General features: G+C 44.4%; 19 protein-coding genes. 13 read left to right on the top strand and 6 right to left on the bottom strand.

Annotated elements, in window-relative coordinates:
- The first annotated feature begins 153 nt into the window (after positions 1-153).
- The 8 genes from ACM0OZ_RS42325 (at position 154) to ACM0OZ_RS42360 (ending at position 12,305) form a co-directional block, all read left to right on the top strand.
- Positions 154-2,283 carry an AMIN domain-containing protein gene (locus ACM0OZ_RS42325; RefSeq protein WP_414588882.1) on the top strand — a complete coding sequence of 710 codons (2,130 nt, stop codon included), beginning with the start codon at positions 154-156 and terminating at the stop codon, positions 2,281-2,283.
- 534 nt (positions 2,284-2,817) lie between these two features.
- Positions 2,818-3,102 (top strand): HU family DNA-binding protein, encoded by a 285-nt coding sequence (locus tag ACM0OZ_RS42330; protein WP_009457351.1) that lies wholly within the window; start codon positions 2,818-2,820, stop codon positions 3,100-3,102.
- Positions 3,103-3,136: 34 nt separating this feature from the next.
- Positions 3,137-4,315 carry a threonine-phosphate decarboxylase CobD gene (gene cobD, locus ACM0OZ_RS42335; RefSeq protein WP_414588883.1) on the top strand — a complete coding sequence of 393 codons (1,179 nt, stop codon included), beginning with the start codon at positions 3,137-3,139 and terminating at the stop codon, positions 4,313-4,315.
- A gap of 36 nt (positions 4,316-4,351) precedes the next feature.
- Positions 4,352-5,833, top strand: coding sequence for a dihydrolipoyl dehydrogenase family protein (locus ACM0OZ_RS42340; protein WP_414588884.1), 1,482 nt, complete (start codon positions 4,352-4,354; stop codon positions 5,831-5,833).
- Positions 5,834-6,539: 706 nt separating this feature from the next.
- Positions 6,540-7,313 (top strand): DUF502 domain-containing protein, encoded by a 774-nt coding sequence (locus ACM0OZ_RS42345; protein ID WP_414588899.1) that lies wholly within the window; start codon positions 6,540-6,542, stop codon positions 7,311-7,313.
- A 123-nt stretch (positions 7,314-7,436) separates the two neighbouring features.
- On the top strand, positions 7,437-8,087 hold the full coding sequence (gene nusB / locus ACM0OZ_RS42350) for a transcription antitermination factor NusB (RefSeq protein ID WP_414588885.1): 651 nt from the start codon (positions 7,437-7,439) through the stop codon (positions 8,085-8,087).
- 350 nt (positions 8,088-8,437) lie between these two features.
- Positions 8,438-10,093: a signal recognition particle-docking protein FtsY gene (gene ftsY, locus ACM0OZ_RS42355; RefSeq protein ID WP_414588886.1), complete on the top strand. Its 1,656-nt coding sequence runs from the start codon at positions 8,438-8,440 to the stop codon at positions 10,091-10,093.
- 811 nt (positions 10,094-10,904) lie between these two features.
- Positions 10,905-12,305, top strand: coding sequence for a GAF domain-containing SpoIIE family protein phosphatase (locus tag ACM0OZ_RS42360; protein ID WP_414588887.1), 1,401 nt, complete (start codon positions 10,905-10,907; stop codon positions 12,303-12,305).
- Between the two features lie 48 nt (positions 12,306-12,353).
- Here the strand turns inward: ACM0OZ_RS42360 and ACM0OZ_RS42365 are convergent, their stop codons facing one another.
- Complete coding sequence (locus tag ACM0OZ_RS42365) at positions 12,354-13,403, bottom strand: DUF2278 family protein (RefSeq protein ID WP_414588888.1); 1,050 nt, start codon at positions 13,401-13,403, stop codon at positions 12,354-12,356.
- A gap of 59 nt (positions 13,404-13,462) precedes the next feature.
- Here ACM0OZ_RS42365 and ACM0OZ_RS42370 point away from each other — a divergent pair, with 59 nt between their 5' ends.
- Positions 13,463-13,594, top strand: a complete 132-nt coding sequence (locus tag ACM0OZ_RS42370) for a hypothetical protein (protein WP_414588889.1) — start codon at positions 13,463-13,465, stop codon at positions 13,592-13,594.
- A gap of 111 nt (positions 13,595-13,705) precedes the next feature.
- Here ACM0OZ_RS42370 and ACM0OZ_RS42375 read toward each other — a convergent pair whose 3' ends face one another.
- Positions 13,706-14,332 carry a hypothetical protein gene (locus tag ACM0OZ_RS42375; protein WP_414588890.1) on the bottom strand — a complete coding sequence of 209 codons (627 nt, stop codon included), beginning with the start codon at positions 14,330-14,332 and terminating at the stop codon, positions 13,706-13,708.
- A 69-nt stretch (positions 14,333-14,401) separates the two neighbouring features.
- Between ACM0OZ_RS42375 and psbP the strand changes: the two genes are divergently transcribed.
- Positions 14,402-14,947: a photosystem II reaction center PsbP gene (psbP, locus tag ACM0OZ_RS42380; RefSeq protein WP_414588891.1), complete on the top strand. Its 546-nt coding sequence runs from the start codon at positions 14,402-14,404 to the stop codon at positions 14,945-14,947.
- Between the two features lie 21 nt (positions 14,948-14,968).
- Complete coding sequence (locus ACM0OZ_RS42385; protein WP_414588892.1) at positions 14,969-15,562, top strand: Maf family protein; 594 nt, start codon at positions 14,969-14,971, stop codon at positions 15,560-15,562.
- A gap of 656 nt (positions 15,563-16,218) precedes the next feature.
- Here ACM0OZ_RS42385 and ACM0OZ_RS42390 read toward each other — a convergent pair.
- Positions 16,219-16,524, bottom strand: coding sequence for a DUF4090 family protein (locus ACM0OZ_RS42390; protein WP_414588893.1), 306 nt, complete (start codon positions 16,522-16,524; stop codon positions 16,219-16,221).
- A gap of 290 nt (positions 16,525-16,814) precedes the next feature.
- Between ACM0OZ_RS42390 and ACM0OZ_RS42395 the strand changes: the two genes are divergently transcribed.
- Positions 16,815-17,201, top strand: coding sequence for a hypothetical protein (locus ACM0OZ_RS42395; RefSeq protein ID WP_414588894.1), 387 nt, complete (start codon positions 16,815-16,817; stop codon positions 17,199-17,201).
- Positions 17,202-17,274: 73 nt separating this feature from the next.
- On the opposite strand, the gene ACM0OZ_RS42400 is transcribed toward ACM0OZ_RS42395, so the two are convergent.
- From ACM0OZ_RS42400 to ACM0OZ_RS42410, 3 genes are all read right to left on the bottom strand, one after another.
- Complete coding sequence (locus tag ACM0OZ_RS42400; RefSeq protein ID WP_414588895.1) at positions 17,275-17,529, bottom strand: hypothetical protein; 255 nt, start codon at positions 17,527-17,529, stop codon at positions 17,275-17,277.
- 210 nt (positions 17,530-17,739) lie between these two features.
- Positions 17,740-20,898 carry a phosphoenolpyruvate carboxylase gene (locus ACM0OZ_RS42405; protein WP_414588896.1) on the bottom strand — a complete coding sequence of 1,053 codons (3,159 nt, stop codon included), beginning with the start codon at positions 20,896-20,898 and terminating at the stop codon, positions 17,740-17,742.
- 113 nt (positions 20,899-21,011) lie between these two features.
- Positions 21,012-21,239, bottom strand: coding sequence for a hypothetical protein (locus tag ACM0OZ_RS42410; protein WP_414588897.1), 228 nt, complete (start codon positions 21,237-21,239; stop codon positions 21,012-21,014).
- Positions 21,240-21,626: 387 nt separating this feature from the next.
- Here ACM0OZ_RS42410 and ACM0OZ_RS42415 point away from each other — a divergent pair, with 387 nt between their 5' ends.
- Positions 21,627-24,647 carry a DUF1574 family protein gene (locus ACM0OZ_RS42415; RefSeq protein WP_414588898.1) on the top strand — a complete coding sequence of 1,007 codons (3,021 nt, stop codon included), beginning with the start codon at positions 21,627-21,629 and terminating at the stop codon, positions 24,645-24,647.
- Positions 24,648-24,745: the final 98 nt, after the last annotated feature.

Here is a 24,745-nt window from a genome sequence, read left to right on the forward strand (position 1 = left end):
ACTCCCTCACTCCCTCACTCCCTCACTCCCTCACTCCCTCACTCCCTCACTCCCTTGCTCTGAGTACTAAAGTACTCACTACAAACCAGGAGTATATTTTACGTTTCATTTCACGCAGTTACTTAATCGTTTTCCAATTATGAGGAATGAACTGTGAAACAGCTTCACGCTAGTAGTGTTGTGTTAGATGCCGCTGCAATTGTTTTTTTAGCGGCTCAACCAGTATCGGCACAGACTACTGAAATTACTGGAGTGCAGCTTAGTCCAGTTAATGGTGGAATAAATATTGTATTAACAACTGCCTCAGGCTCACGCCCACAAATTTTTACGACAAAAAAAGGTAATACTTTAGTCGCAGATATTATTAATACTCAATTACGTTTACCACAAAGAAATAGTTTCCGCCAAGACAATCCGGCTCCAGGCATTGCTTCAGTGACAGTTAATCAACTTGATCCTACTAGCATCCAAGTGATAGTGACCGGAACGAGCAGCACCCCCAACAATCAACCTGTAGTGCGAAAGCAAAATGAAATTATTCTTGGTTTTACCTCAGCACAGGGAACACAAGCAGCGCCGACTTCTCCACCTCAACAAAGTCAAAAGCCAGACGTTCTCGTTCCCAACCCCCAAGTTAGCATTGACGGCACACCTACACAAGGACCAGCTTCAAACACGAACCAAGCTCCACCTTTCTTACCCAGAGCGGTTGCACCACCAGTAGGGGATATAGCCATTTCAAATATTGATGCTTCTCCTAGCAATATTGACTTGGGAACTCAAGAACGAGTGTCTCGCTTAGTGTTGCGAGACGCTCCGGTACGCGAGGTTTTGTCACTGCTTGCCCGTGCTGCTGGTCTTAACCTGGCTTTTGCGGGAAGAGAAGCAGGTGGGCAAGCTTCTGGAGGACAGCAGCGACAGCAAGGTATTCCTGGGGGTGACGGACCAACGATCTCGTTGGATATAGAAAATGAGCCAGTTCAAGATGTTTTTAACTATGTCTTGCGCTTGAGTGGTCTTGAAGCGAACCGCAGCGGACGGACAATTTTTGTTGGAGCAAAACTGCCTAATTCCACCCGTGATGTGATTGTGCGTGGTGTGCGGCTCAATCAGGTAACGGTGGGAACAGCACTAAACTTTTTGGTTGCCTTAGGAGCAGAAAGTGCTGTCAGCCGCGAACGGCAAGTTACCAGTGTAAATGCTGTACCTGTGGGTGGTGCAGCTAATACCGCAGTCACCCAAAGCCAGACCACCATAGAAACCAGAGTTGAAACTCAACGCGTTGATTTTAAAGACTCTAACCCCTTACTTCGAGGTGTACAGGCATTAGGAGATGAGCGCACTAATTCTATTACCTTAGTTGGCCCTCCTAGGCTGATTGAGATTGCAATGGCTCAACTCACTCAGCTTGATGTCCGCCGTCGGCAAGTGGTCATTAACGTCAGGATTATCGATGTTAATTTACGCAACACAAAGGACTTTAACACCAGCTTCTCCTTTGGCATAGGCAACAACTTCTTTAGTAATAATAGTGGTGCAGTAGGTTTGAATTTTGGTTCTAGACCAAATGGAGTCTCTAGACGTTTCGTTGCTAATTTGCAAGCTCAAGTTACGAATGGCAATGCCAAGATTTTGACTGATCCGACTTTGACAGTACAAGAAGGTCAGGAAGCTTTAGTAAAGTTAACTGCGCAAGTGTATGGAGGTGTTGAAGTATCATCTGTAACTGGAACTAATTCATCAACCGGACAAACCACTGGAACCAATTCATCAACTGGACAAACCACTGGAGTAAATTTATTAACCGGACAAATTATTTCTAATAGAAAACCTATTATTAAGGAAGCAGGTCTGACTTTGAGAGTGAGAGTGGAGCGAGTTGATGACAACGGCTTTGTGTCCTTGTCTGTTGCGCCTACTGTATCTGCACCTAATAGTTCAATACAGACTCCTGAGGATGGTGAAATTACTTTACTTGCAGAAAGAAGTTTGCAATCAGGTCTCATTCGCCTCCGCGACGGTCAGACGCTTATTCTCAGCGGTATCATCCAGGACTCTGATAGGGTAAGTGTAACAAAAGTTCCCATTTTAGGTGATATTCCTATCCTCGGTGCTTTATTTAGAAGAACAAACAAAACTAGCGATCGCAGCGAGGTGATTGTATTGCTAACGCCTCAAATTGTAGAAGATTCAGAGCGCTCCTCTTTTGGCTATAACTACACCCCTAGCCCAGATGTACGGCAAATCCTTGAACGTGGTGGTTTACAGGTGCCAAAGCGTTAAAATACAGCGATGAGCGAAACAGCTTCCCTACTGAATCGGATGGCATCTCCACAAATCCTTGGCCTAACTTATGGCAACGTCACGAATCAAAACAAGATCCCCGACTTCTTAAAGAAGTCGGGGATCTCAATCTCAATAAGCTCAAGCCCATATAGTCATTAAAATACAGTCATTAAACTTAACAAAGACTAACTACCATTCCACCTGTTTATCCCTCCACTCCCCCCTGTTCCCCTAGCAACAGGGGTTTTTACTAAGTATTTTTTCCTACTTTAGGGGTGGTTTTTCGTGAAACTATTGCCCGATTTATAAAAAAAATCCTGAAATCTATATAAATTAATGGTTTCATCTATCCACTTCTGGCTACGACACTTTAGAATGATTCATTGAAAAGTCGAGCCTATGGGAATTACAGCCTCTTTAAGCATAAAGACTCATAAGGGCGACTTTTGTAGATCTCCAAACAGAGATTTAAGTAAAGATGTGTCAGGGCGTCTCTGTACACAATCTCAAGTAAACAATTAGGAGTTTGACATGAACAAAGGTGAATTGGTTGATGCCGTAGCTGAAAAGGCTAGTGTTACTAAAAAACAAGCTGATGCAGTCTTAACTGCGGCTTTGGAAACCATCATCGAAGCAGTTTCCTCTGGCGATAAAGTCACTTTGGTGGGATTTGGCTCATTTGAATCACGGGAACGTAAAGCCCGCGAAGGTCGCAACCCCAAAACAAATGAGAAGATGGAAATCCCGGCAACCAAGGTGCCTGCTTTTTCCGCTGGGAAATTGTTTAGAGAAAAGGTTGCACCCCCAAAATCTTAGGTTCTGTTTTGGTTCTTTAGGACACCCTTTTTCTATGCGGCAACCTGCACACGGGGGAAATCTAGCTTGGGCAGCAGCGTTAGCTGGCTGTCCCCCAAGTGCTATTCTGGATTTTTCTGCCAGCATCAGCCCCTTGGGACCTCCAAACAGTGCCTTAGCGGCAATTGAATCCCAATTGGGCAACCTCAGGCACTATCCAGACCCTGATTATGGTGAACTGAGAGCAAGTCTCAGTCACTTTCATCAACTGCCTCCTGAATGGATTTTGCCGGGTAACGGCTCGGCAGAATTACTTTCACTAGCAGGTCGGGAATTGGCACAGTTAGCCGCAACAGCTTTGATAACTCCAGCCTTTGGCGACTACTATCGGGCGCTGGCGGCATACCACGCTGAGGTACTGGAGTTTCCTTTGTCTTTCGGGACTAACGGTCAAGAGTCATTTGTCATTCGTCATTTGTCAGTTATCCATGACAAAAGACAAACGACCCTTACGGGTTCGCCAGTTCCCTACGGCGGGAAACCCGCCTTCAGGACTGGTCTCACAAACGACAAAGGACTATTGCTGAATAACCCCCATAATCCTACGGGGAAGTTATTTTCGCGGGAAGCCATTTTGCCATACTTGAAGGAATTTGCCTTGGTGGTGGTGGATGAAGCTTTTATGGATTTTCTGCCCCCAGGACAGGAACAAAGCCTGATAGAGGTGGTGCAGGAATATCCAAATTTAGTGATTTTGCGATCGCTCACCAAGTTCTACAGTCTGCCTGGTTTGCGACTGGGATATGCGATCGCCCACCCCGATCGTTTGCAGCGCTGGCAGTTGTGGCGTGACCCTTGGCCCGTAAATACCTTGGCAGCAGCGGCAGCAGTCGCTGCGCTTAAGGATAAAGAGTTTCAAGAGCAAACCTGGGCTTGGCTACCAGCAGCACGAGATCAACTCTTCCAGGGTTTAGCTTCTTTAAGCGGATTGCAACCCCTGCAAAGTGCGGCTAATTTTTTACTCGTTGAATCACAACAATCTAGTTCACAGTTGCAGCAAAAATTACTCAAGCATCACCAGATTTTGATCCGTGATTGCCTAAGTTTTTCGGAGCTAGGCGATAGGTATTTCCGGGTAGCCGTACGCTCAGGGTTAGATAACCAACGCCTGCTAGAAGCTCTATCATTAGTCATTAGTGATGAGTCATTAGTCATTAAGAGAAAGGACAATTGACGAAGGACAATTGACAAAAGACAAAGGACAAATAACGTGACTATTGACTACGATGTTGTGGTTATTGGTGGCAGTTTAGCTGGACGCTATGCTGCCCTTACTGCTTCTCAACTCAGAGCCAAGGTTGCTTTGGTGGAACCAACGACAAAGGGTGCATTAACAAACTTAAACGCACCTTACGAGTTTCTTTCTCACCACGCTTTAAACTACATCAGCAACCTTGCCAAAAAACTGGGTGATGCAACACTATTTGGGCTTCAGACCTCATGTGCTGATAACTCAGAAAAATGCCAAATTTCTGCTCATGCACCCCAAGCCATGTTATATGCTCATGGCGTTGTCTCCAATCTCCAAGAGCAGCATTCACCTGCCGTTTTAGCTGCCCAAGGAGTTGATGTGATTATCGCCAATGGTCAATTTGAATCCTCACCCCATCTCTCATTTGCCGTTGATGGGCGAACGCTACGCGCACGCAGCTATTTGCTTGCTACGGGTTCGCGTCCGGCAATTCCAGAGATTGAAGGATTACAAAGAACTGGATTTTTGACCATACCTCAGATTTGGCAATTCTTGAGCAGTTCTACACCATCTAAACAGTGGGTGATTATTGGCGGTGTTCCCCAAAGCATCGAACTAGCTCAAACTCTAGCGCGGTTTGGTTATGATGTGACCTTGGTTGTAGAACACCCAAATATTCTTCCCGATGTTGATTCTGAGATAGCCCAAATGCTTTGCAGCCAGTTGGAAGCAGAAGGTGTGCGCGTCTTTACCAAAACACGAGTTACTCAGGTGAGACAAATTGAGGATAAAAAATGGCTTCAAGTGGGAGATAAGGCGATTGAAACAGATGAAATCGTAGTCGCGACAGCACAGCAGCCAAATATTGAATCTTTAAATTTGGCAGCGGTAGACGTGAAATGGAATCAGCGCCGCCTGCTGGTGAATGATAAACTGCAAACTACCAACAAGCGTATTTGGGCTTGTGGTGATGTGATTGGTGGGTATGAATTTGTCAATATTGCTCATTACGAAGCGAGAGTAGCCCTGCAAAATGCACTCTTTTTCCCTAGGTTGAAAGTCAATTATCGGCATATTCCTTGGGCAGTCTTTACTAACCCAGTATTCGCACAAGTCGGTTTAACAGAAGCGCAAGCCAAACGCCGATATAGTCCTGATGAAGTTATTGTTTTGCGGCAGTTCTTTAAAACATTATCAGCTGCCCAAATCCGAGACGAAACTACGGGTATCTGTAAACTCATTGTCCTACGCAATGGTGAAATTTTGGGCGCTTCGCTCTTAGGTGCAGAAGCAGGAGAGTTAATTAATGTTATTGCAATGGCGATCGCCCAAAAAATCAAAGTCAATCGCCTAGCGAATCTCGCTCCTTTGTGTCCCAGTTTCTCTGAAATTTTTGAGCAAGCTGCACTTTCTTGGAGTCAGCAAAAATTGAGTCGCAATCTTGCTTGGCAAGAGTGTCTGGAAAGCTTCTTTGACTTCCGACGGAATTCAAATTTCTAAACTTTCACACTGACTCAAATATCAGGGGGAGAACTAATTGGCAATATGCTTTAGGGCTGAAATTAACCATAGAATTGAAACTGCGAGCGGGCAAACCAGGTCAGCTTTGAACGGTGCAAGATTTCACTTGCTCTACTACCCCAAAATTGATTTTTATGCGACGCCCAAATAACAACTAAATTTCATTAATGTTATACTTTATAGAACTTCATATTTTTCACAGAATTCTAGATGAGATGATTGTGCCGCAGAGAGCGCCACTTGTGAGCAAAAATACTAACAAAGTTCGGTGATCCCTTCCTAGAACAATGAGCAGCTTTTTATGTAGCAAGGTAGTATTAGTAATACGTTAAAAGGTTTGCAACAATAGTTTATAAGTCTTAAAAAGAAAAGTCACAAGTCGTTAGACTAGCTAGCCCCCACCCTGCTTGGTCTCCGTCTATTTGCACACAGTCAGGAAAATGGCTGGGTTTGCTGCAAAAGCAGGCATTTTTTGCGGCATTAGTGCTCACTCTATGCCGTGTTGGACAGATACTGGCGGCATCTTGCCCGTCAAGCAAGAAGCGGGCTTCGGCAAAAACCACCACTCCAAACTGCACAAGACTGTCCTCCCCATTTGACCCCTCGGTTACGCTCGAGGTCAATGCGTCCGGAAGCGTTCCACTGAGCTCACGCCGAAGTCCGAAGCATTGACGAACCTACTGGTATAAGTACCAATAAAAGAAGTTCGACTTGCCTAAAAAAGGAGAATAGGGACTTGGCAATCAATCGCTGGAAACAAGACCTCAAAAATGACCTAATTGCTGGGTTGTTGGTCGTGATTCCCCTTGCAACTACCATTTGGCTCACGATTACCATTGCAAATTGGGTCATCAACTTTCTCACCCAAATTCCCAAACAACTAAATCCATTTCAGGGAATGCACCCCATCTTGGTGAATCTATTGGATCTCTTAGTGGGACTGATGGTACCACTACTGAGTATTCTGCTGATTGGCTTGATGGCTCGAAATATTGCAGGACGGTGGTTACTAGATGTAGGTGAGCGGCTGTTGCAGGCAATTCCCCTAGCTGGACAGGTTTACAAAACTCTCAAGCAACTTCTAGAAACACTCTTAAAAGATAGCAACGGCAAGTTTCGCCGTGTGATTTTAGTAGAATATCCACGTGCAGGAATCTGGGCGATCGGCTTTGTTACGGGTATCATGAGTAGCGAGATCCAGGCTCAGATGTCTCGCCCGATGTTGAGCGTTTTCATACCAACAACCCCGAATCCCACGACTGGATGGTATGCAGTTGTTCCGGAAGACGAGGTTATAAATCTGTCATTGTCCATTGAAGATGCGTTTAAAATTGTAGTTTCTGGTGGCATTGTTGCTCCCAATACCCCCTTAACTCAGTTGGTTATTTCTAAAGAACGCCAACGAGAAGTGCCACCCTTAGAAGCAAAACGGCAGGTTATTCCTCTCGAAGAAACTTAAAATCATGTAGTTATTGGTGATTAGTCATTAGTCATGGGTTATTAGACAAGAGCAGTTATTCTTGTCTGCCACTTCTCAACCTAAAACCAAAAATTCTTCCTCATATACTCTGAACTCACTTTTATGCAAGAGCGTAAACCACGTCAAATAGCTCGGGAGTTGGCACTATTAAGCCTAAGCCAACTGCCAATGAATCCGAAAAAATTAGAAAAAATACCACAAGAGCAACTCGTACCAAAGTTGGTGCTAGCAGCAGTACGCACCCTGCGCTCCGAAGTTCAAGATACTTTAGACAATGCGGCTGGGGAACTGCAACGCAGTAACGATCGCCTTTTGACTAGCGAAACACGCGCCAGTGACCTCAATACCGCCAGAACAATGGTAAAAGAGGCGATCGTCCACACGCAAACAGCAATCAACAAGTTGGCTGCGACTATTGAATTTCCGGAACTCATTCAACTAGCTAATCAAGACAGAGAAGTCCGCGAGTACGCCAAAGACATTATCATCGCTGTTAATGAAAACCGAAACACCATAGACGAGGAAATTGCTACTGCCCTGGTAGATTGGCAAGTCACTCGCCTGGCACACATTGACCGGGATATACTGCGAATCGCTGTCGCAGAAATGAAGTATCTTCAAGTTCCAGAAAGCGTGACAATTAACGAAGCCATAGAGTTAGCTAAGCGCTACAGTGAAGAAGACAGCCATCGATTTATTAATGGTGTTCTGCGCCGAGTCACTGACCAAAGAAAGGTAGCAAGTACTCCATAAAAGGTTCAGTTATTCAGTCAAGAATGCCAACTCACTTTATTCGTGCCACTCAACCCTTGGCAATCAAATTTTTTCCTAACCTCTCTCCCACCTGCGGGGGAAGGGGTAGGAGATTTTGCGTTGGAAGCGGTGAATCATATCAAGTTCGGATGATTAGTTATTATTGCAGTCCTCGCGTTACCCCTCCCCAACCCTCGCCTTAGCAAGGGGAGGGTGCTTGATGTGCGCGGGTGGGGTAAAGCAGGGATTTGTTATCATTTGTGGCAAAGATTTCCTCAAGAAAAAGTTAAAAGTTGAATTAAACTCATAAACTTAAATAAAAACTTAAGTTTTATAACTAACTAGCTGCAATGGTTTTTAATTGGTTCCGCCGTCAACATAACGAGCCTTCTGGTACTCCCTCTCAACAAAAGCAGGAAGAAACTCCTGCTGCAAAAGAACCTCAACCACAACCAGCCGAAACCTCAACCTCAGAAACAGCACCTGAGGTAGCGACTGACTTACTGGCTTATGCGAAAGCTGCTTATAAAAATATTCAGCAAAGGCAACAACCTCAGCCAGCAGAAACAAAAGAAACTGAGGTAATAGCCGAAGCACCACCAGAAGAACCTGAAACAGAACCAGTTCAGGCAGAAACGGCACAACCCCCAGAAGAAGTTGTTGTAACTGCGGACCAAATTACTGCCGAAGAACCAGATGGCACAGATGAACTCAGCACACCACCAGAGGTACCAGAAATTGCCGAAGAACCAGATGCTGACAGCTTCATGACCACAGATGTCGCTTCACCAGAACCCACTGAACCACCGATAACACAAGAGGTAACGCCGCCAACACCACCTGCAACTTTATCATTTTTAGAAAGGGCAGCAGCAGAACGGCAAGCAAGACAAGAAAGACTCATAGCAACCGCAATAGAAGTCCCAGAACCAGAGGTTCAACAGCAGACAGCTGCAACTACCACTGCACCAGAGGTTACAGGGGAAATTCCTGGATTAGACTTAGATGAAGGATTCTTATGGTCAACAGAAGTCCTGGCGGCACAAGGGAGGCGTCCAGAAGACATTTCTTTTGAAGAAATCACTTGGCTGAAAAAGCTGCGACAAGGCTTAGACAAAACCCGCCGTAACATCCTCAACCAACTCAAGGCAATTGTCGGACAAGGACCACTTAACCAAGCAGCCGTAGGGGAGATTGAGGCATTGCTTTTACAAGCCGATGTCGGTGTGGAAGCAACAGATTACATCATCAATACTTTACAGAACAAGCTTCGTCAAGAAGTCCTGCCACCAGAGGAGGCGATCGCCTACCTGAAAAGCATCTTGCGAGATATGCTGGATGCACCAGTCAAACAATCTAGTAAGCCTATCTTTGTCCCAGAAAAAGAAACTCTCAACGTTTGGTTAATTACTGGGGTAAATGGCGCTGGCAAAACTACCACCATTGGTAAACTCGCACACCTAGCAAATAAATCCGGCTATAAATGCTTGATTGGTGCAGCGGACACCTTCCGCGCCGCCGCTGTGGAACAGGTTAAGATTTGGGGCACTAGAAGTGGTGTGGAAGTTATTTCCAATCCTGCGAAGAATGCAGATCCAGCAGCAGTTGTGTTTGACGCCATCTCTGCTGCCACAGCACGAGAAATAGAATTACTTCTGGTGGATACCGCCGGACGACTACAAAATAAAAAAAATTTGATGGACGAACTCAGTAAAATTCGTCGCATTATTGACAAAAAAGCCCCCGGTGCTAAAATCGAGTCCCTTTTGGTTTTAGATGCAACTTTAGGTCAAAATGGATTGCGGCAAGCTGAGGTCTTTTCGGAAGCCGCACAACTGAGTGGTGTCGTTTTGACTAAGCTGGATAGTACTGCTAAAGGAGGCGTTGCCCTTGCCGTGGTGCAGCAGTTAGGCTTACCTATTCGTTTTATTGGTGCTGGGGAAGGAATTGAAGATTTGCGTCCTTTTTCTAGCTATGAGTTTGTGGAAGCACTCTTGAATGGTTAGCTTGATAAATTATTGAAGATTGCTGCACAGCGATTTGATTGTGGAGACGTTCTGCCTGACAGCGCTTCTGGTTTCGTTGCAATACAGTTAGAACCCTACCCCGGTTTTGTCTTGCGCCAAAACCTCCCCTCCCCTTGCAAGGGGAGGGGATTAAGGGGTGGGGTAAATCAACGTGGAATAAAGGTTTAAACGTTAAGTGGCAATGCCCACCCGAAAGAAAACCGCTGTAAGTCAAAATTCCCTGACTTAATATTTAAAAATATTCTCTAGTGGTAAATTAAAGATTTAAAGAGTGACGGTGAAACAGCAACTGATTGTCTAACTTTTAGATGAAACGTTCTAATTTATACTGTTTTTCGATTTCGTGCCCCAGCTTGTACCTGTTGGTGTGATGATTTATCTACAATGCATTTTTGTTTACATATTTTTAGGTATGTGGATAAGGGTAAGCCTTTACAATGATCAGACCCTGAGGTACAAGCAGGCATTCTTGACACTTAGCGGTTGAGAAGCCAAGCTATTTTATATATCCAAAGGTATATGACTAAGTTATTAAAGTATGATATATTTTGGAGCTTATCAGCGTGTATCTAGAATGGTTGTTTTGTGCAGGTCGTTTTGTGCTAAAAATATATGACTCTAAATTAATATTAAAAAATTAAATAAGCAAATGAAATATGAAAGACTTTTAGAATTTAGACCTTACGTTTTTCTACTCTTGTTAAACTGACAGGTTTGTCACAATATGGTTTAGCAATCCAAAAACGAAAGTATTTATAAGGAATATAAAACAAAAATAATGTAGATCACAATGGTAACTGTGCCTCAACCACCGTCTCAACCAACTGACAGTAATAGTGGTGCCCCGACAACTCAGGTCACTCCAGTTGTGGCACTCAAAGAACTCGTGGCACGGTTGCACCGAGAACAAAATAAAATTCAAGATTTACTGAGTTCTTTGGGATTTGCTTTGCGAAGCTTCAATAATTTGAATCAGTTTTTGGAACTGATTCCTTTGATGGCAACAAGAGTCACAGATGCAGATGGTAGTGCCCTATTTCTGTACAAACCCAATGGTCAAGTGAGATTAGAACAGCTGCATTGGCAGGATAGTGGGCAGCGTAAGAATATCCGCAAGGCACTAGAAACAGCAACGAGTCAAATCACATATGTCCCCAATACCCAACCTTTAGCAATGACCACGGGTGCATTGGATGACTATATGCATCGCTGCTTGGGACCAGATATACAAATCTTTGGTACGGCGATTCTGGTAAAGCATACAGAACGGGGATGGCTTTACGTTTTGAGTCGCGAACCAGAATATACTTGGACAGAAACCAGACAAAAGTTAGTCCGCCTAGTGGCAGATCAAACGGCTGTAGCAATAGAAAATGATGAACTTGCCGTAGAACTGAGGAAAAAAGAACGCCTAGACCAAGAACTAGAAATTGGCGCAGAAATTCAAAGGCGACTTCTGCCACGCCAATGCCCTAATATTTCAGGTGTTGCCCTTGCCGCAAGCTGTAAACCAGCCAATCGTGTTGGCGGAGACTACTACGACTTTATTCCCACAAATCATAATCAAATTCAGCCAAACAACAAAGGCGGTTTAGATGCAGATGGTCGCTGGGCTTTAGTGATTGGTGATGTTATGGGCAAAGGAGTCCCTGCAGGACTGATTATGACTATGATGCGGGGAATGCTGCGGGGAGAAGTGTTACACGGTCATCCCCCGAAACGAATCCTGCAAAACTTGAATCGAGTGATGTATGCAGATTTGGAAAATTCCCACCGCTTTGTCACTCTATTTTACTCAGAATATGACCCCAAAACACGGATTTTGTCTTTCAGTAATGCAGCACACAATCCGCCAATGTGGTGGCATGCGGCAACGAAAACAGTGAGTCGTTTAGATACCTTTGGAATGCTTATCGGTTTAGATGCTAACAACCAATACGAAGATGGTCAGGCACAGTTAGAGCCGGGAGATATCGTTCTTTATTATACAGATGGCTTGACCGATGCAGCAGCTGCAAGTGGCGATCGCTTTGATGAAGAAAACCTCGTGGTCGTATTTAGCTACGCTTGTAGGATTTGTAGTGGACCAGAGGAAATTCTAGATTATTTATTTAACCAAGTGCAACAATTTATTGGTGGCGATAAGCAAAACACCGATGATATGACATTGGTAGTACTGCAAGCACAATAGTTAATTGTTAGTAGTTAGCAAGAACAGACACTAACAACTAACAACAAATCAAAACACAATCGTCCAACCCTGCTGTTGGGCATCTTCCTTCGTGTAGGAAACACCGTCAATCTTAATTCCTTTGTCATCAAGAAGGGTGATGATGCCCCCATTATTGGAAAGCTGAATATTTTCTCCACTTAAAGACACTGTGACAACTCCGCCAGGTGAGATACTCAACCCTTCAAGGCGGTGCTTACGTTTGAGGCTGTCAGCAATTGCCCAATTGGTCAAATCAACTTTTTCTGGTGAAGAGTTGATTAAAGTAATAGACTCCTTGCCTGTATCTTCCTTACGAGGATTCACCAAAGCAGCAACAATTTTTACCTGGGCCTTCACAGCAGAAACACCTGGTTCCACTGGTTCAGTTCCCACCCTTTGATCTATGGCTATGGGATTGCCAGTACGATCATCAGTGTGGAAGGACTGGGATTGAAATGCAAAAAATGCCGCAACCCAGTGGTCGTGTGAGCCTTGCGCAGAGGGATAATGAATCAACAACGCCCCATCTTGGAAAACCCCATTTTCCCTGGCAAAATTCCCACTGTTGCCCTGGTTCATATGAATATTATGAACGCCTCTTCCCGGTTCAAAGTCGAACACTTTGTCAGGCTTATTTTCTGCTCCCCACGGTTCCCCAAAGGCATAGACAACTGCTTGAGTGTCAATTGCCCGTTGAATGTGCGAGTCAATCAACTCGTTGAGGTCGTTGTTTTCTCCAGGTAAATTGAAGGGCAATGGTTTCAGATTATCGACTTTAAATAAGTTTGCTCGGATGTAGTCCAGTGCAATTTCCCCAGCCTTTCTCTCTAACTCCTCAATCTCCGTAAAGCCAAAGTTCAATTTATCGAGTTTGTCAGTGATGAAATGTTCAAAATCATCATCGACAAAATAGAACAAATCGAAAGGTTGCTGAACTGATCTAACGTTGATTGCAAGACGATACGAAAACTGATCGTCCTTCACATGAACTTGATAATGCGGGGCATCTTTGTCAAGTTCCTTCTTGCCAGCGATCGCATGACATTTTAAAACACCGTAACCTTTGTCCAAACCCATAAAACCTTTCCTTGTAATTATTCTGACCTGGATTGATTTAGTAACTCAAAGAATGGCTAATGACAAGACAAGCCCATGGTCTGATGATGGATACAGCTTGTCAGTCCCAAAGGCGAACAATTCCTCGTGTTGCAACTCTTTATGAACTTCGGTACCTTTACAGCCATTGGTGTGTGCCAAAACAGCAATAGTATAACCTTTTACACCTGGTTTGTCCTCTGATATCCTAGTTCCCTGTTATTAGGCACAGCAGTACCCAGCTGGGTGATTTTTGCTTGTTTTGTAACTTGTTTTGTAAACAGTCACCGACAAACAAGCGCTAGCCAACTTGGGTATGCGTAAGAATTAAGAGCAAGCAACTTTAAGCCACGATAAGTTTTAAATACCCAACTTGCTGTTGTCTGAAGGTTCTCCATCAAACGAGTATCTTCGCCAAAAGCTTCAAACGCAAGACTCCACCAAGCATTCTCTTGAATGATCAGATGGGTAAGTTCTACTGTACAACCGTTGTCGATACCTTCATTTTTTGAAACAACAGGTTGTGGTGGAAACTCAGGGAAAACTTGGTAAAGTTGTGAATAGCGAATTTTCTGGACACTTACCCATGAAGGGTTGTCTAGAACGAGGTTTGGTTGAAAACTTTCTTTTGTAGGGTCACAACACAGCCACTTGCCCCATTTCTCTGTGTTACCCAAGACGAATTCGCCAAAACGCCCAACGCCTAATTCTGCTTTGCGCCATTTGACTTCTAGCCGTCCTTGACGCAATTTGATTCCCAAGAAGTCACACCTTGGTGAGTAAAGATACAAATCTTCCCGTTCTTCTGGTGGTTGTAGCGGTGAAATCAGACAATTTTGCTCAAACCAAAGTTCAACCTCTTGCGGTATTGTGCCTGGGTAAAACCAGCGTAGTTCGTAAGTTGTCAGCATACATGGGACAATGAAAACGAGAAAATACACTTGGCTTGTGTTGCTTCCAGCCTAAAGGAAACTGTAGAAATGTGGAAAAGAATTGTATTGATTTTGCTCTTGGTGTTTAGCTTCAGCTTGAGTCATTCTAGCGCGGCGGCTGCAGCTGGACTTAAAAGCTATGTAGACACCACTGATGGTTATCAGTTTTTATATCCTAACGGCTGGGTGCAAGTTAAAGTTGCCGACGGTCCGGATGTGGTGTTCCACGACATAATTGGGGTGACTGAAAATATTTCTGTAGTGATTAGTCCAGTTCCAGAAGGCAAAACTTTGAAAGAACTAGGGACACCAGGAGAAGTAGGATATAAGTTGGGAAAAAACGCTCTTGCTCCTGAAGGTTCTGGTCGCACAGCTGAGTTAGTCAATGCCGCAGAGCGGGAATCTAACGGAAAAACATATTATCTTTTAGAGTATACAATTTCTCTACCTAAGAACCAACAACGCCACAACCTTGCTAGTGTTGCTGTCAGCCGTGGCAAACTTTTTACGTTCAATGCCTCAATTCCTGAAAGACGTTGGGGTAGAGTCAAACGATTAATTGAAGAATCACTAGAGTCTTTCTCAGTTTACTAGTTTTACTTCCATACTCCTCCTATGGGCAGCCCATCCTTTGTACTCGCCTCTGCTTCTGTTGCACGACGCCGCTTGCTGCAAACAGCCGGAATTCAGCCTTTCGTTTGTGCCAGTGACTTTGATGAGTCACAAGTCCAAATAAATGAACCTGCACAATTGGTAAAAACTTTAGCCCAACGAAAGGCAGAAACTGTAGCCCCTCAGTTTCAATCTGCTTTAATCATGGGTTGTGATTCGGTTTTGGCTATTAACGGCGAAATTCATGGCAAACCAGCAGATGCTGAACAAGCACGTCAACGCTGGCAAAAAATGCAAGGTCGTTTTGGCGACCTTTACACGGGTCATGCCTTAATAGACAATACACAAAAGATAACTTTAGTCAAGTACCAGGTAACAAGAGTTTACTTTGCACAACTGAGCGATCGCACCATTGACGCTTATGTCGCCACAGGTGAACCTTTAAAGTGTGCTGGTGCGTTTGCCCTTGAAGGTCGTGGAAGTCTGTTTGTAGAAAAAATCGAAGGTTGCTACAGCAATGTCATTGGACTGAGTTTACCTCTCTTACGGCAAATGTTAACGGAACTAGGGTATAATGTCACGGATTTTTGGCATTGAAACCATATGTAAAACCCCCTGTATTACTTTTAAGGGGGTGATGCCGAAATTCGGTCAAAATAAAACTCTTTGCAAATAATTGTAAAAAGCTGACGGTTGCTAAATTATTTAGATACAGGATCCAGGAAGGCAGTCCCAGGCTTTCTCACCTGAAATAATACTAATGTCGCTGGCTCCGTTGAGCTAGGATTCCTAGCACGCACAACGAGATTAATTGGTTCTATAATCGCTTTGCCAGCAGGTACTGTAATTGAAGGCTGTCCCGACTGAAAATCAACGATATAAGAACCGCTAATTGTGTAAGCGAATACAGGCCCTTTATCTGAACTACCCCATGCCTAAAGGCAGGGGGTAGTTCAGTACAAGAAAAACTTGTTTAAGCTTCAGAGATGATTTATAAAGTAAACCTTAAATTGTAAGGTGCGTTAAAGCCCAAAGTACGGCACCACGCTTATGCGGTGCGTTACGGCTCATTCCTACTCTCACAAGACGCTCAAATCCTTACATAGCCGCAGGACACCCTACTTAATATTTACTTTATAAATGACCTCTCATTCCTCACACCTCAAGTGAATATAGATAGGACATCTTGAAGTATCCACACTGTCTTCCGCAGGGAGACAGCGATCGCTGCGGGAGCGCACTGCCCTTTGGTATCACTTTGGACCGTAGAAAAAGGCAATTTCTTTTTCTTTCAAGGGAGCAAAGCCAGCGTCTATCAGCTGTTGGTTGAGTTCTGCTTGGGGGATGTGTTTTGCTCCAATTCGCACAATGCGCGATCGCATAGTATTGCTGACTCCGCTGCGCTGTCTGTTCGCTTCTAGCCCCATGACTTTGTGATAAAGTTCCAGCTTGGCGGGGGGAATAGGGGAACCATCAAAATCAATTCCGCGCTCAATTGCTTCATCAATGGCATCAGCGCCTTTGGTTGCTTGGTTCTCTTGGTTAATTTCAGTAGTCATGCAATTTAGTCTCACCCTTACTAGAGAATTTTACCAGTCAAGGTGCATTTCCTTTCTTTCGGAGGGCTTTGTTGCCCCGGACATAATTTTTCGTGTTGTACCGCCAATCCCCATTGCCCCTCATCCCCAGAGGGGACCCCGAGTTCCCCAATCCCTAATCCCCAGTCAGCGCTATATTCTTGACTTTTGGCTTCTGTTGAGCATTATTGCTGTATGTTTCGACATACGCTTGTCACTTTTGGAGCTTTTGGTTTAATCTCAAACCAACGGTAAAGCATAATAGTTGCGCTATGTCAGACCCTCACACTCCTCGTCAACAAGACCGTGCCCTAGAAAAAGCTCTAACCAACAAAATCATTGATGATTATTTTGATAACTCAGAAAGCTGGTTGCGAGCCATTTTACGGATGTGTATCTTCTCTTTGGGTCATTTGGATGGACAACCCGTATTTGTCGTAGAATGTCCCAATCAAGCAGTAGCTAAACGGTTGAGTCGAAAAACCCATCCTTTTAGAGGAATTGTATATTATTTAACTGACAATTTTAACGCTGGCGATCGCTCTGTGTTTTGCTACCAGGAGCCTTCTGAGGGAACTTGGCGTTGTTTTGACACCAGCACAAACTCCTGGAAAACTCTCAGGAAACCACAAACGCCAACAGCCCCAACTGATAGTTAAGAATCAAGAGTGAAGAGAGAAGACTGAAAAGGGAAATTTTTCTTCTTTGTTGTGTCTTCTCTGTTTCTTCTTCCTATTGCCGATTTTGGCGTGTCACTAAACCTCCAACAAACGCACCCAAAACAGTTCCTGTCCACAGCCCTGTTGTGCTACCTTGCCAAACTGCGCCTGGTGTTACCAAAGCGTTACACATCTCCTTCAAGCCCCAAGGTTGGTTTTGACACTTTTGAGTGTGGAGAGTTATAGCGATTTGCCCTGCAATGTAACCTCCAGACAACCCTGACAGGAGTGCTAAAAAGGTGCAAATTAAAGTTCGATTTTTAGTCATTAGTTATTAAACCTCTTGCGTAAGTCCCTAGAACCCCACCCTAACCCTCCCCGTTTACGGGGAGGGAACAAGATTTTTATTGCTTCCCCCCGCTTGCGGGGGGACTGAGGGGGGTGCTTCTTTTTAATTTTGCAAGAGATCTATTCGTCAAGAGTCATTAGTCGAAACTTGTGGACTTTAGACTCATGACTTTTGACTCAGTGTAGCGGATCAACCAGTATTTCTCATGCCTGCGGCGATCCCGTTGATGGTTAACAATGCCCCTCGCAACAACTCGCCTTTGCTGTAACGAGAGTGAATGACTCCGGAGGTTACATTAGTTCGAGCTTGGCGTAGGCGCTTGAGCAGGGAAACTTGTATAAAGCCTAGCGGTAGTATTGTACTATTACGTAATTGTACTGAGCGTTGCAATATGGGGTCTCCATCCAAAAGCCGTTGATGACCGGTGATTTGCAAAACCAAATCCCGTGTCTGGTAGAATTCATTGGCAATTTGTTCAAAAACCTTCTCTAAACGGGCTTTGTCTTCAGGCTGGGACAATTCCTGAACATACTGCTGCGCCATTTGTAAGTCTACTTTTGCCAAGGTCATTTCTGCCTTGGAAATCACCATTTTGAAAAAGGGCCACTTGATATAGAAATAACGCAGCAACTTCAGATGTTCTTGTGGTTCTTCGTTTAAGAATTCTTGCAATGCTGTACCAACACCATACCAAGAAGGTAGCAAGAAGCGGGTTTGTGTCCAACTGAACACCCAAGGAATTGCCCGCAGGCTGCTTAAATCTTTCTTCCCAGATGGACGACGCGCAGGACGAGAGCTAATTTGTAGCTGGCTAATTTCTTCAATTGGGGTAACTTGATGGAAGAAGTCAATAAAATCAGGTTGTTCGTAGATGAGGTTGCGGTAGTGAGCACGGGATCGCGCTGCTAGCTCTTCCATGATTTCATTCCAAGGTTCTATATCATCGAACCCCGTCCGCAGCAAGCTCGCTTGAATGACAGCAGTGGTGATCGTTTCCAGATTATACAGTGCTAAGTCCTGCAAGGAGTATTTAGAAGCCAAAACTTCTCCCTGTTCAGTAATTTTGATGCGTCCATTGATACTGTGACCAGGTTGAGCCAAAATAGCTTCATAAGCTGGACCACCACCGCGTCCAACAGAACCACCGCGTCCGTGGAAAATCCGCAAATTCACACCGTATTCTTCTGCAACTTTCTGTAGTGATTTTTGAGCTTTATGGATTTCCCAGTTACTGCTTAAAAATCCAGAGTCTTTATTACTGTCAGAATACCCCAGCATCACTTCTTGTAAATTGGGCGTGAGTGGGCATGAGGAGGATGAGGAGGATGAGGGGGATGAGGAGGATGAGGGGGATGAGGAGGATGAGGAGGATGAGGGGGATGAGGAGGATGAGGAGGATGTTGCTCCCTTATCTCCCTCATCTCCCTTATCTCCCTTATCTCCCTTATCTCCCCCTGCTTCATATCCTCCTGCTAGCAAAGCACGATACAAGGGCAACGCAAACAGTTCTCGCATGACGCTTGTTGAGCGCCGCAAGTCTTCTACCGTTTCAAACAGGGGAACGACTTGAATAGTACCAACAGCAGTACCGGGATCATAAAGTCCAGCTTCCTTAGCGAGTAGCAACACTTCCAGCACGTCGCTTACTTGGCGACACATACTGATAATGTAAGTTTGGCAGATGTTATGACCAAACTCTTGTTGCAGCGATCGCACCACGCGTAAAGTTTGAATAACATCGTTCGTTTTTTCGGAAAATGGCAGTTCTGCTGGAATTAACGGACGGCGTGTTTGCAGTTCGGAAACCAGCCAAGCAACTCTCTCGTCCTCTGTTAGTTCGTCGTAAGGTTTGTTCAAAACTCCCAAGTACTCTAGGACTTCGTTTAAAGCATCTGAGTGACGCGATGATTCTTGGCGGATGTCGAGATGCGTCAGGTTAAAACCAAAAATTTCTACCTGACATATCAGGTTTTCCAATTCCCTACAGCTTAAACCTGTTTCTGTCAAGTTGCGTTCAATCAGACGCAGTTCTGCTAAAAACTCTGCTCCTGAGTGGTAAATGGGGATATTATTGCTCTTGAGAGTTTCCCGTTTATACAGAGCTAAATTGCGATCGCGAGTATTTTCCAGCCGCTTGAGCACATAAGAGAGCTTCAAGCGATATGGTTCTTGGCGAAAGCGCAGAGCCAGTTGCTCGTACACTTCACTGAGTTGAGATTGCTCCAACTCCAAAGATTCTAGCAAGTCTGGTAATATATCACTCCAGTGCAGCGATAAACTCAACAAGTTAATCAACTTCTTCACCGACTTGATGTATTTTTCCAACACCATATTGCGCTGATAGCAGGCTGTTTCCCAGGTAATTTCTGGTGTCACCGATGGATTCCCATCCCTATCTGCTCCTACCCAAGAGCCAAACTTACAGAAGTTTTTGCTGGGAGGTTCCAACCAGGGAAAAGTGGTAGACAGTGCATATTTGAAGCGTTTGTACAAGTGGGGAATCGCATCAAATATCACTTCTTGGAAGTAGTGTAAGGCATAGTCTACTTCATCTAATACCTCAGGTTTAAACTGGTGTAGCTCGTCGGTACGCCACCACAGGCGGATTTCTTCGAGCAATTGTTCTCGCACTTCTTGCACTTCCCAAGCCGGACCACCATTGGTCGAGCGTTTTTCCACTGCATCCAACTGTTGCAACAGATTAACCACGCGCCGCTGCTTATCGCGAATTGTATGACGGACAATTTCCGTTGGGTGGGCTGTGAACACAAGCTGCACGTCCAACTGAGCAATGAGACGTTGAATTTGCTGTGGTGGTACGTTGAGTTTGAATAAATGAGGGAACAAAGTGACGAAAGTCCCTCTTTTTTTGCCGTTATTGTTGACTTGCCAACTTTTGGTAAGCAAGTCTGCTCCTAGTCCACTGTTAACAGGATTTTCTGCTTCTTCCTGGTTTGATGAACATATGAAATCTGGTAGAGTTTCTTGAGTGCCTTGCTCTGTTTCTACCTCATAACGAATTAATTGCTGCCGTTGTTCGTAGTCTTGCTCTATGATATTGATCAACTGGAAATACAAAGCGAAAGCACGAGCTGCTCGAATTGCTTCGTTGATGTTCAGCTGCTCTATCAACTTGAATACAGAGGAAGCTTGGTCGTTGATTGCTTGTCCCTCTGGCGAACAAAAATCCCGTAGTTGGCGCAGTAAGTCTACCATCTTTTGACCGCATTCTTGCCGAAGAACAGACTCCCACAATTCCTCGACGACTTGGAGGCGATGGCGCAAAAATAAATCGGAGGCGGGGTAGATATTCACTGCCTGAGTAAAAGAGTATAAAAGGGAACTCATATCCTTTATTGTGGTTAAGGAGGTTAATATTTATGAATCTTTGTTTGGAACTTTCTTCGTTATGGCAATTGCCACAGAAGCATTGAGTATCCAAAGTCTATGTTTTCGCTTCGTTATTCTTCGTTGTGCTCAGGGAAGTTAAGAATGGGTAGGCGATCGCCTCGAAACAATTCTTCACTTGCTTCTCCAAGCGCTTGTAAGTTTTCTCCGGCAGTTTTTGAAGCGTATAGCAGCAGTAATATAGACACTGTACCAACTTGCAACAGGAAAGACTGGGGAATGGTAAACAAAACTAGATTTAATCCAGAATCAGATGAAGGACGGTCCGTGACAGGTGACATTGGTATTTCCTAGGAGTTCAATAATGAAAGGAACGAAACCCAAAACTAGACAAAAGTGAATCTTGCTTTGTTTACACAACTATCTTTGCCGATTTTGCTTTCGTTATAAGGTAACAAAAGTGTTAAAAAAAACGACATAGTGTGATAATTCTATGGTTCTAGTTTACAAGGAATTGGGGATTGCTGATTCAGAATCATGAATTGAGAATCATTCTACTTAGCAGTCCTTAGTATCCAGTTTCTTGATCATTCAATGACCGGAATGCGCACCCGCATGAAAACGCTTATTTTCTGCTTCCTCCTCGGTTGCACGCCTTAGGGTAGGGTTCATTCCGGTGAGCTAAAGTACTATCCCCCAACACTCGCTTCCTGTAAAGTCAACTTCCCATGAAAAGAGAATTACCAGAGCGCCAAAAATTTTTAGTGCAGTGGGTAAGCAAAGCAACAGGGATTAGCACTTTCGGGGTGAAAGTCCGGTTGCAAGGAAACGATCTACATATTATGTGTGAAGGTCGAGAATGTCCTCAACGTTGGCGAACTCTGTCTGATTTGCTGCGAGCATTACAACAAACAGACTTGGATATGCTAACTAGCTTTGAGCAACCCGCGATTTACCAAGTCTTCGTCTACGGAAAGAAAAAAGGGGAAAAGCGAGCGAAATGGTGTCATAGGGTTTACCTCAATCAACTTGATCGGCATTTAGAACAGGTGGATCAAGCCCTGTTAGAAGACGAGGAAAAATCCAAACAACCTCGTGGGGCGCTGATTGTTTCTAACGAAAGTTTGGCACGCCAAGGACATCCAGAGGCGATCGCTCGCTACCTTAGTGAAACGCTAAGTCCTTTTGGTATCGCTGTACAGGTTAAGATTATCAAGCAAAAACCCACAGAAAACAATCAGAAAAATCAAAGTCGCCTGTGGATATTTTGTGAATCGAGTTACAGCCCAGATCCATCCTTAATTGCTGAACCAGTCGCCCAAAAATTACGACATCTTAAGCTTTCTGGCTACCAAGATGCTGTGATTGCTTCGCGAGTCAGTGGTGAAAACAAGGTAGATTGGCTCATCAGGGTGGATTTGACACCACCCGAGGTGATGCTTAAGGAATGGGCGCGTTGGGGAGATGTGCAAGCGCTGTCACGATTGTTAAGTGAGACGTTGTCAGAATCGGAAGTCGCACTACAAGCAACTCTCAAAGAATCAACACTACATATATTTTGTACCCCAGCTTCAGAGCCACTCTTCAGTGCCTCAGCACCAGAGAAGGATCTGTGTTTAGGGTTTATAAGACCCCTTTTAGAAGCAATAGCCCCCCAAGGCATTGTTGCTGCTACAGTGTATGGACAAAAAACAACAGACAACAAACCAGTATGGGTTGATTGGTTCTCCTTACCTGCGAAGGAACATCCAGCCTTAGCAATATCAGCTCTAGAACTGGCAAGTTCTGGCGAGAAAGATGCTATTGTCTTTTTACTTGAGCGTTTGCTCAACCCTGACCTGGATTTGCGTCTGGTAACCGGAGGTATTCGCGTCCTTCTGCTCTCTCGAGGGGATTTGTTACACATAATGTGTGATGCACCCGTTTGTCCAGCACGCAAACAAGTTGCTTCCAAAGTGACTGAGTTTGTGCGCCAGTTAAAAATCCCTGGAATTGCAGGTGTCCGTGTTTATGGTCGTCGTGCTGGTAACAAGGAACCTTTTTGGCACTACGGCGTCGATTATCAGCACCGCCAACATTTGGAACCAGAAGCGACTCCAGAATTTGCTCCAACTTCTGCCAAAGTTCGCGAACTTTTACCCTCTTTTGCTGACCAGCCTGTGCTGCGCCCCGAAACCACAGAGGAAGTTTACACTTTTGTCACCCAAGTGGCTGAAGATTGGAGCGCAACTGTAAGAAAAATTCTTTTGGCAACCCAGCTCTTTACTGATGTCGAACAGTCACAGGAACAAACTACAGATCACCATCATGGACTGAGAGTTGCCTTGGTGTGGGGTACGTTGGGATTATTGTTGACCTTACAAACCGATTGGATTTTGGGTAAAGTTATGTCTCGCAGTATACCCTTAACACCCACGGTTGCCAGCGTTTCGCCCAAATCACTCTCTACGACTTCTAAGGCTGAGCAGAAACAAAGAACTGTGTTTTTTACTACCACGGATGCAGAAAAATCTCCTCAAGGTGGGAAGAATATATCGAATGGTTCTGGGTTGACGCAAGCAGATAAGACCCAACCAATAAATTTGCCAGCGTCACCCTTGAAGCAAAAGGCAACACCAACTGCCATTCTTTTAGCAACACGTTCTCACAAAGCGAGAGGATTGCTAACGCAGATACCAACTTTCAATGCTCAGCAGTTAGATGAACAACTCGCACTGTACAAACAGCGTTTGGCAAAAACTGGTCATCCGCCAGATGTGTTGATTGTTGGCTCTTCCCGCGCTCTTAGGGGAATAGATCCTGTCGCTCTTTCCAAATCTTTGACAACTCAAGGTTCTTCTAGTATCGATGTTTTTAACTTTGGCATTAATGGTGCCACAGCGCAAGTCGTCGATTTTATCTTGCGTCGAGTTCTTCAACCAGCAGAACTGCCAAAACTGATTGTTTGGGCAGATGGTTCCCGTGCTTTTAACAGCGGTCGAGAGGATATTACCTTTAGAGCGATCGCTACATCACCAGGATATCAATACGTATTGGAAAAAACACCAGAAAAAACAAGTTCTACTGACACAATCAACAGCATAGAGCAGCAAACAGACAAAGAAACAACAACCGGGGAAACCCAGCAAGGTAGCAGCAGCTACAAAGCGGTAGATGAGTGGTTAAATAAAGGTCTAGCTGCCCTATCTGCTAGCTATCAAAAGCGCGACAATCTCAAAAATCTTTTGAAGCAACAATTCAATTCTTTGCCTATTATTAGTGACGCGACCCAACCAGCCAATAAAAAATCGAATAGCATCAATCCAGAAGATGCTTCACAAGCAGTTGACTTTGATGGATTTCTTCCTCTTTCTATCCGCTTCCAGCCTGCTACGTATTATCAAAAACATACAAAAGTCTCCGGAGACTACGACAACGACTACAAATCTTTTCGACTCGAAGGTGATCAAGATGCTGCTGTGCAAGCACTACTTGAATTTACCCAGTCTCAGAAAATTACCTTAGTCTTTGTCAATATGCCTCTGACTACATATTATTTAGACGAAATCCGCTCAAAATATGAGCAAGAATTCCATCAGTATATGCGGCGTTTGGCTGATAATCCAAACTTTATTTATCGAGACTTGAGTCAACTATATCCTAAAGCAATTGACTACTTTTCTGATCCCAGCCACCTCAACCGCTACGGTGCCTACAAAGTCTCGCAAAAGCTTGGTAATGACCCTATGATTCCTTGGCCCTCTAAATAAAAGATGGGGAGAAAGTCAAAATACTTTACTTTTACTAATGACCAATGACTAATGACTAATGACTAATGACTAATGACTAATGACTAATGACTAATGAC

This window comes from Scytonema sp. PCC 10023 (assembly GCF_963920835.1).
Lineage (GTDB): Bacteria > Cyanobacteriota > Cyanobacteriia > Cyanobacteriales > Nostocaceae > Kalymmatonema.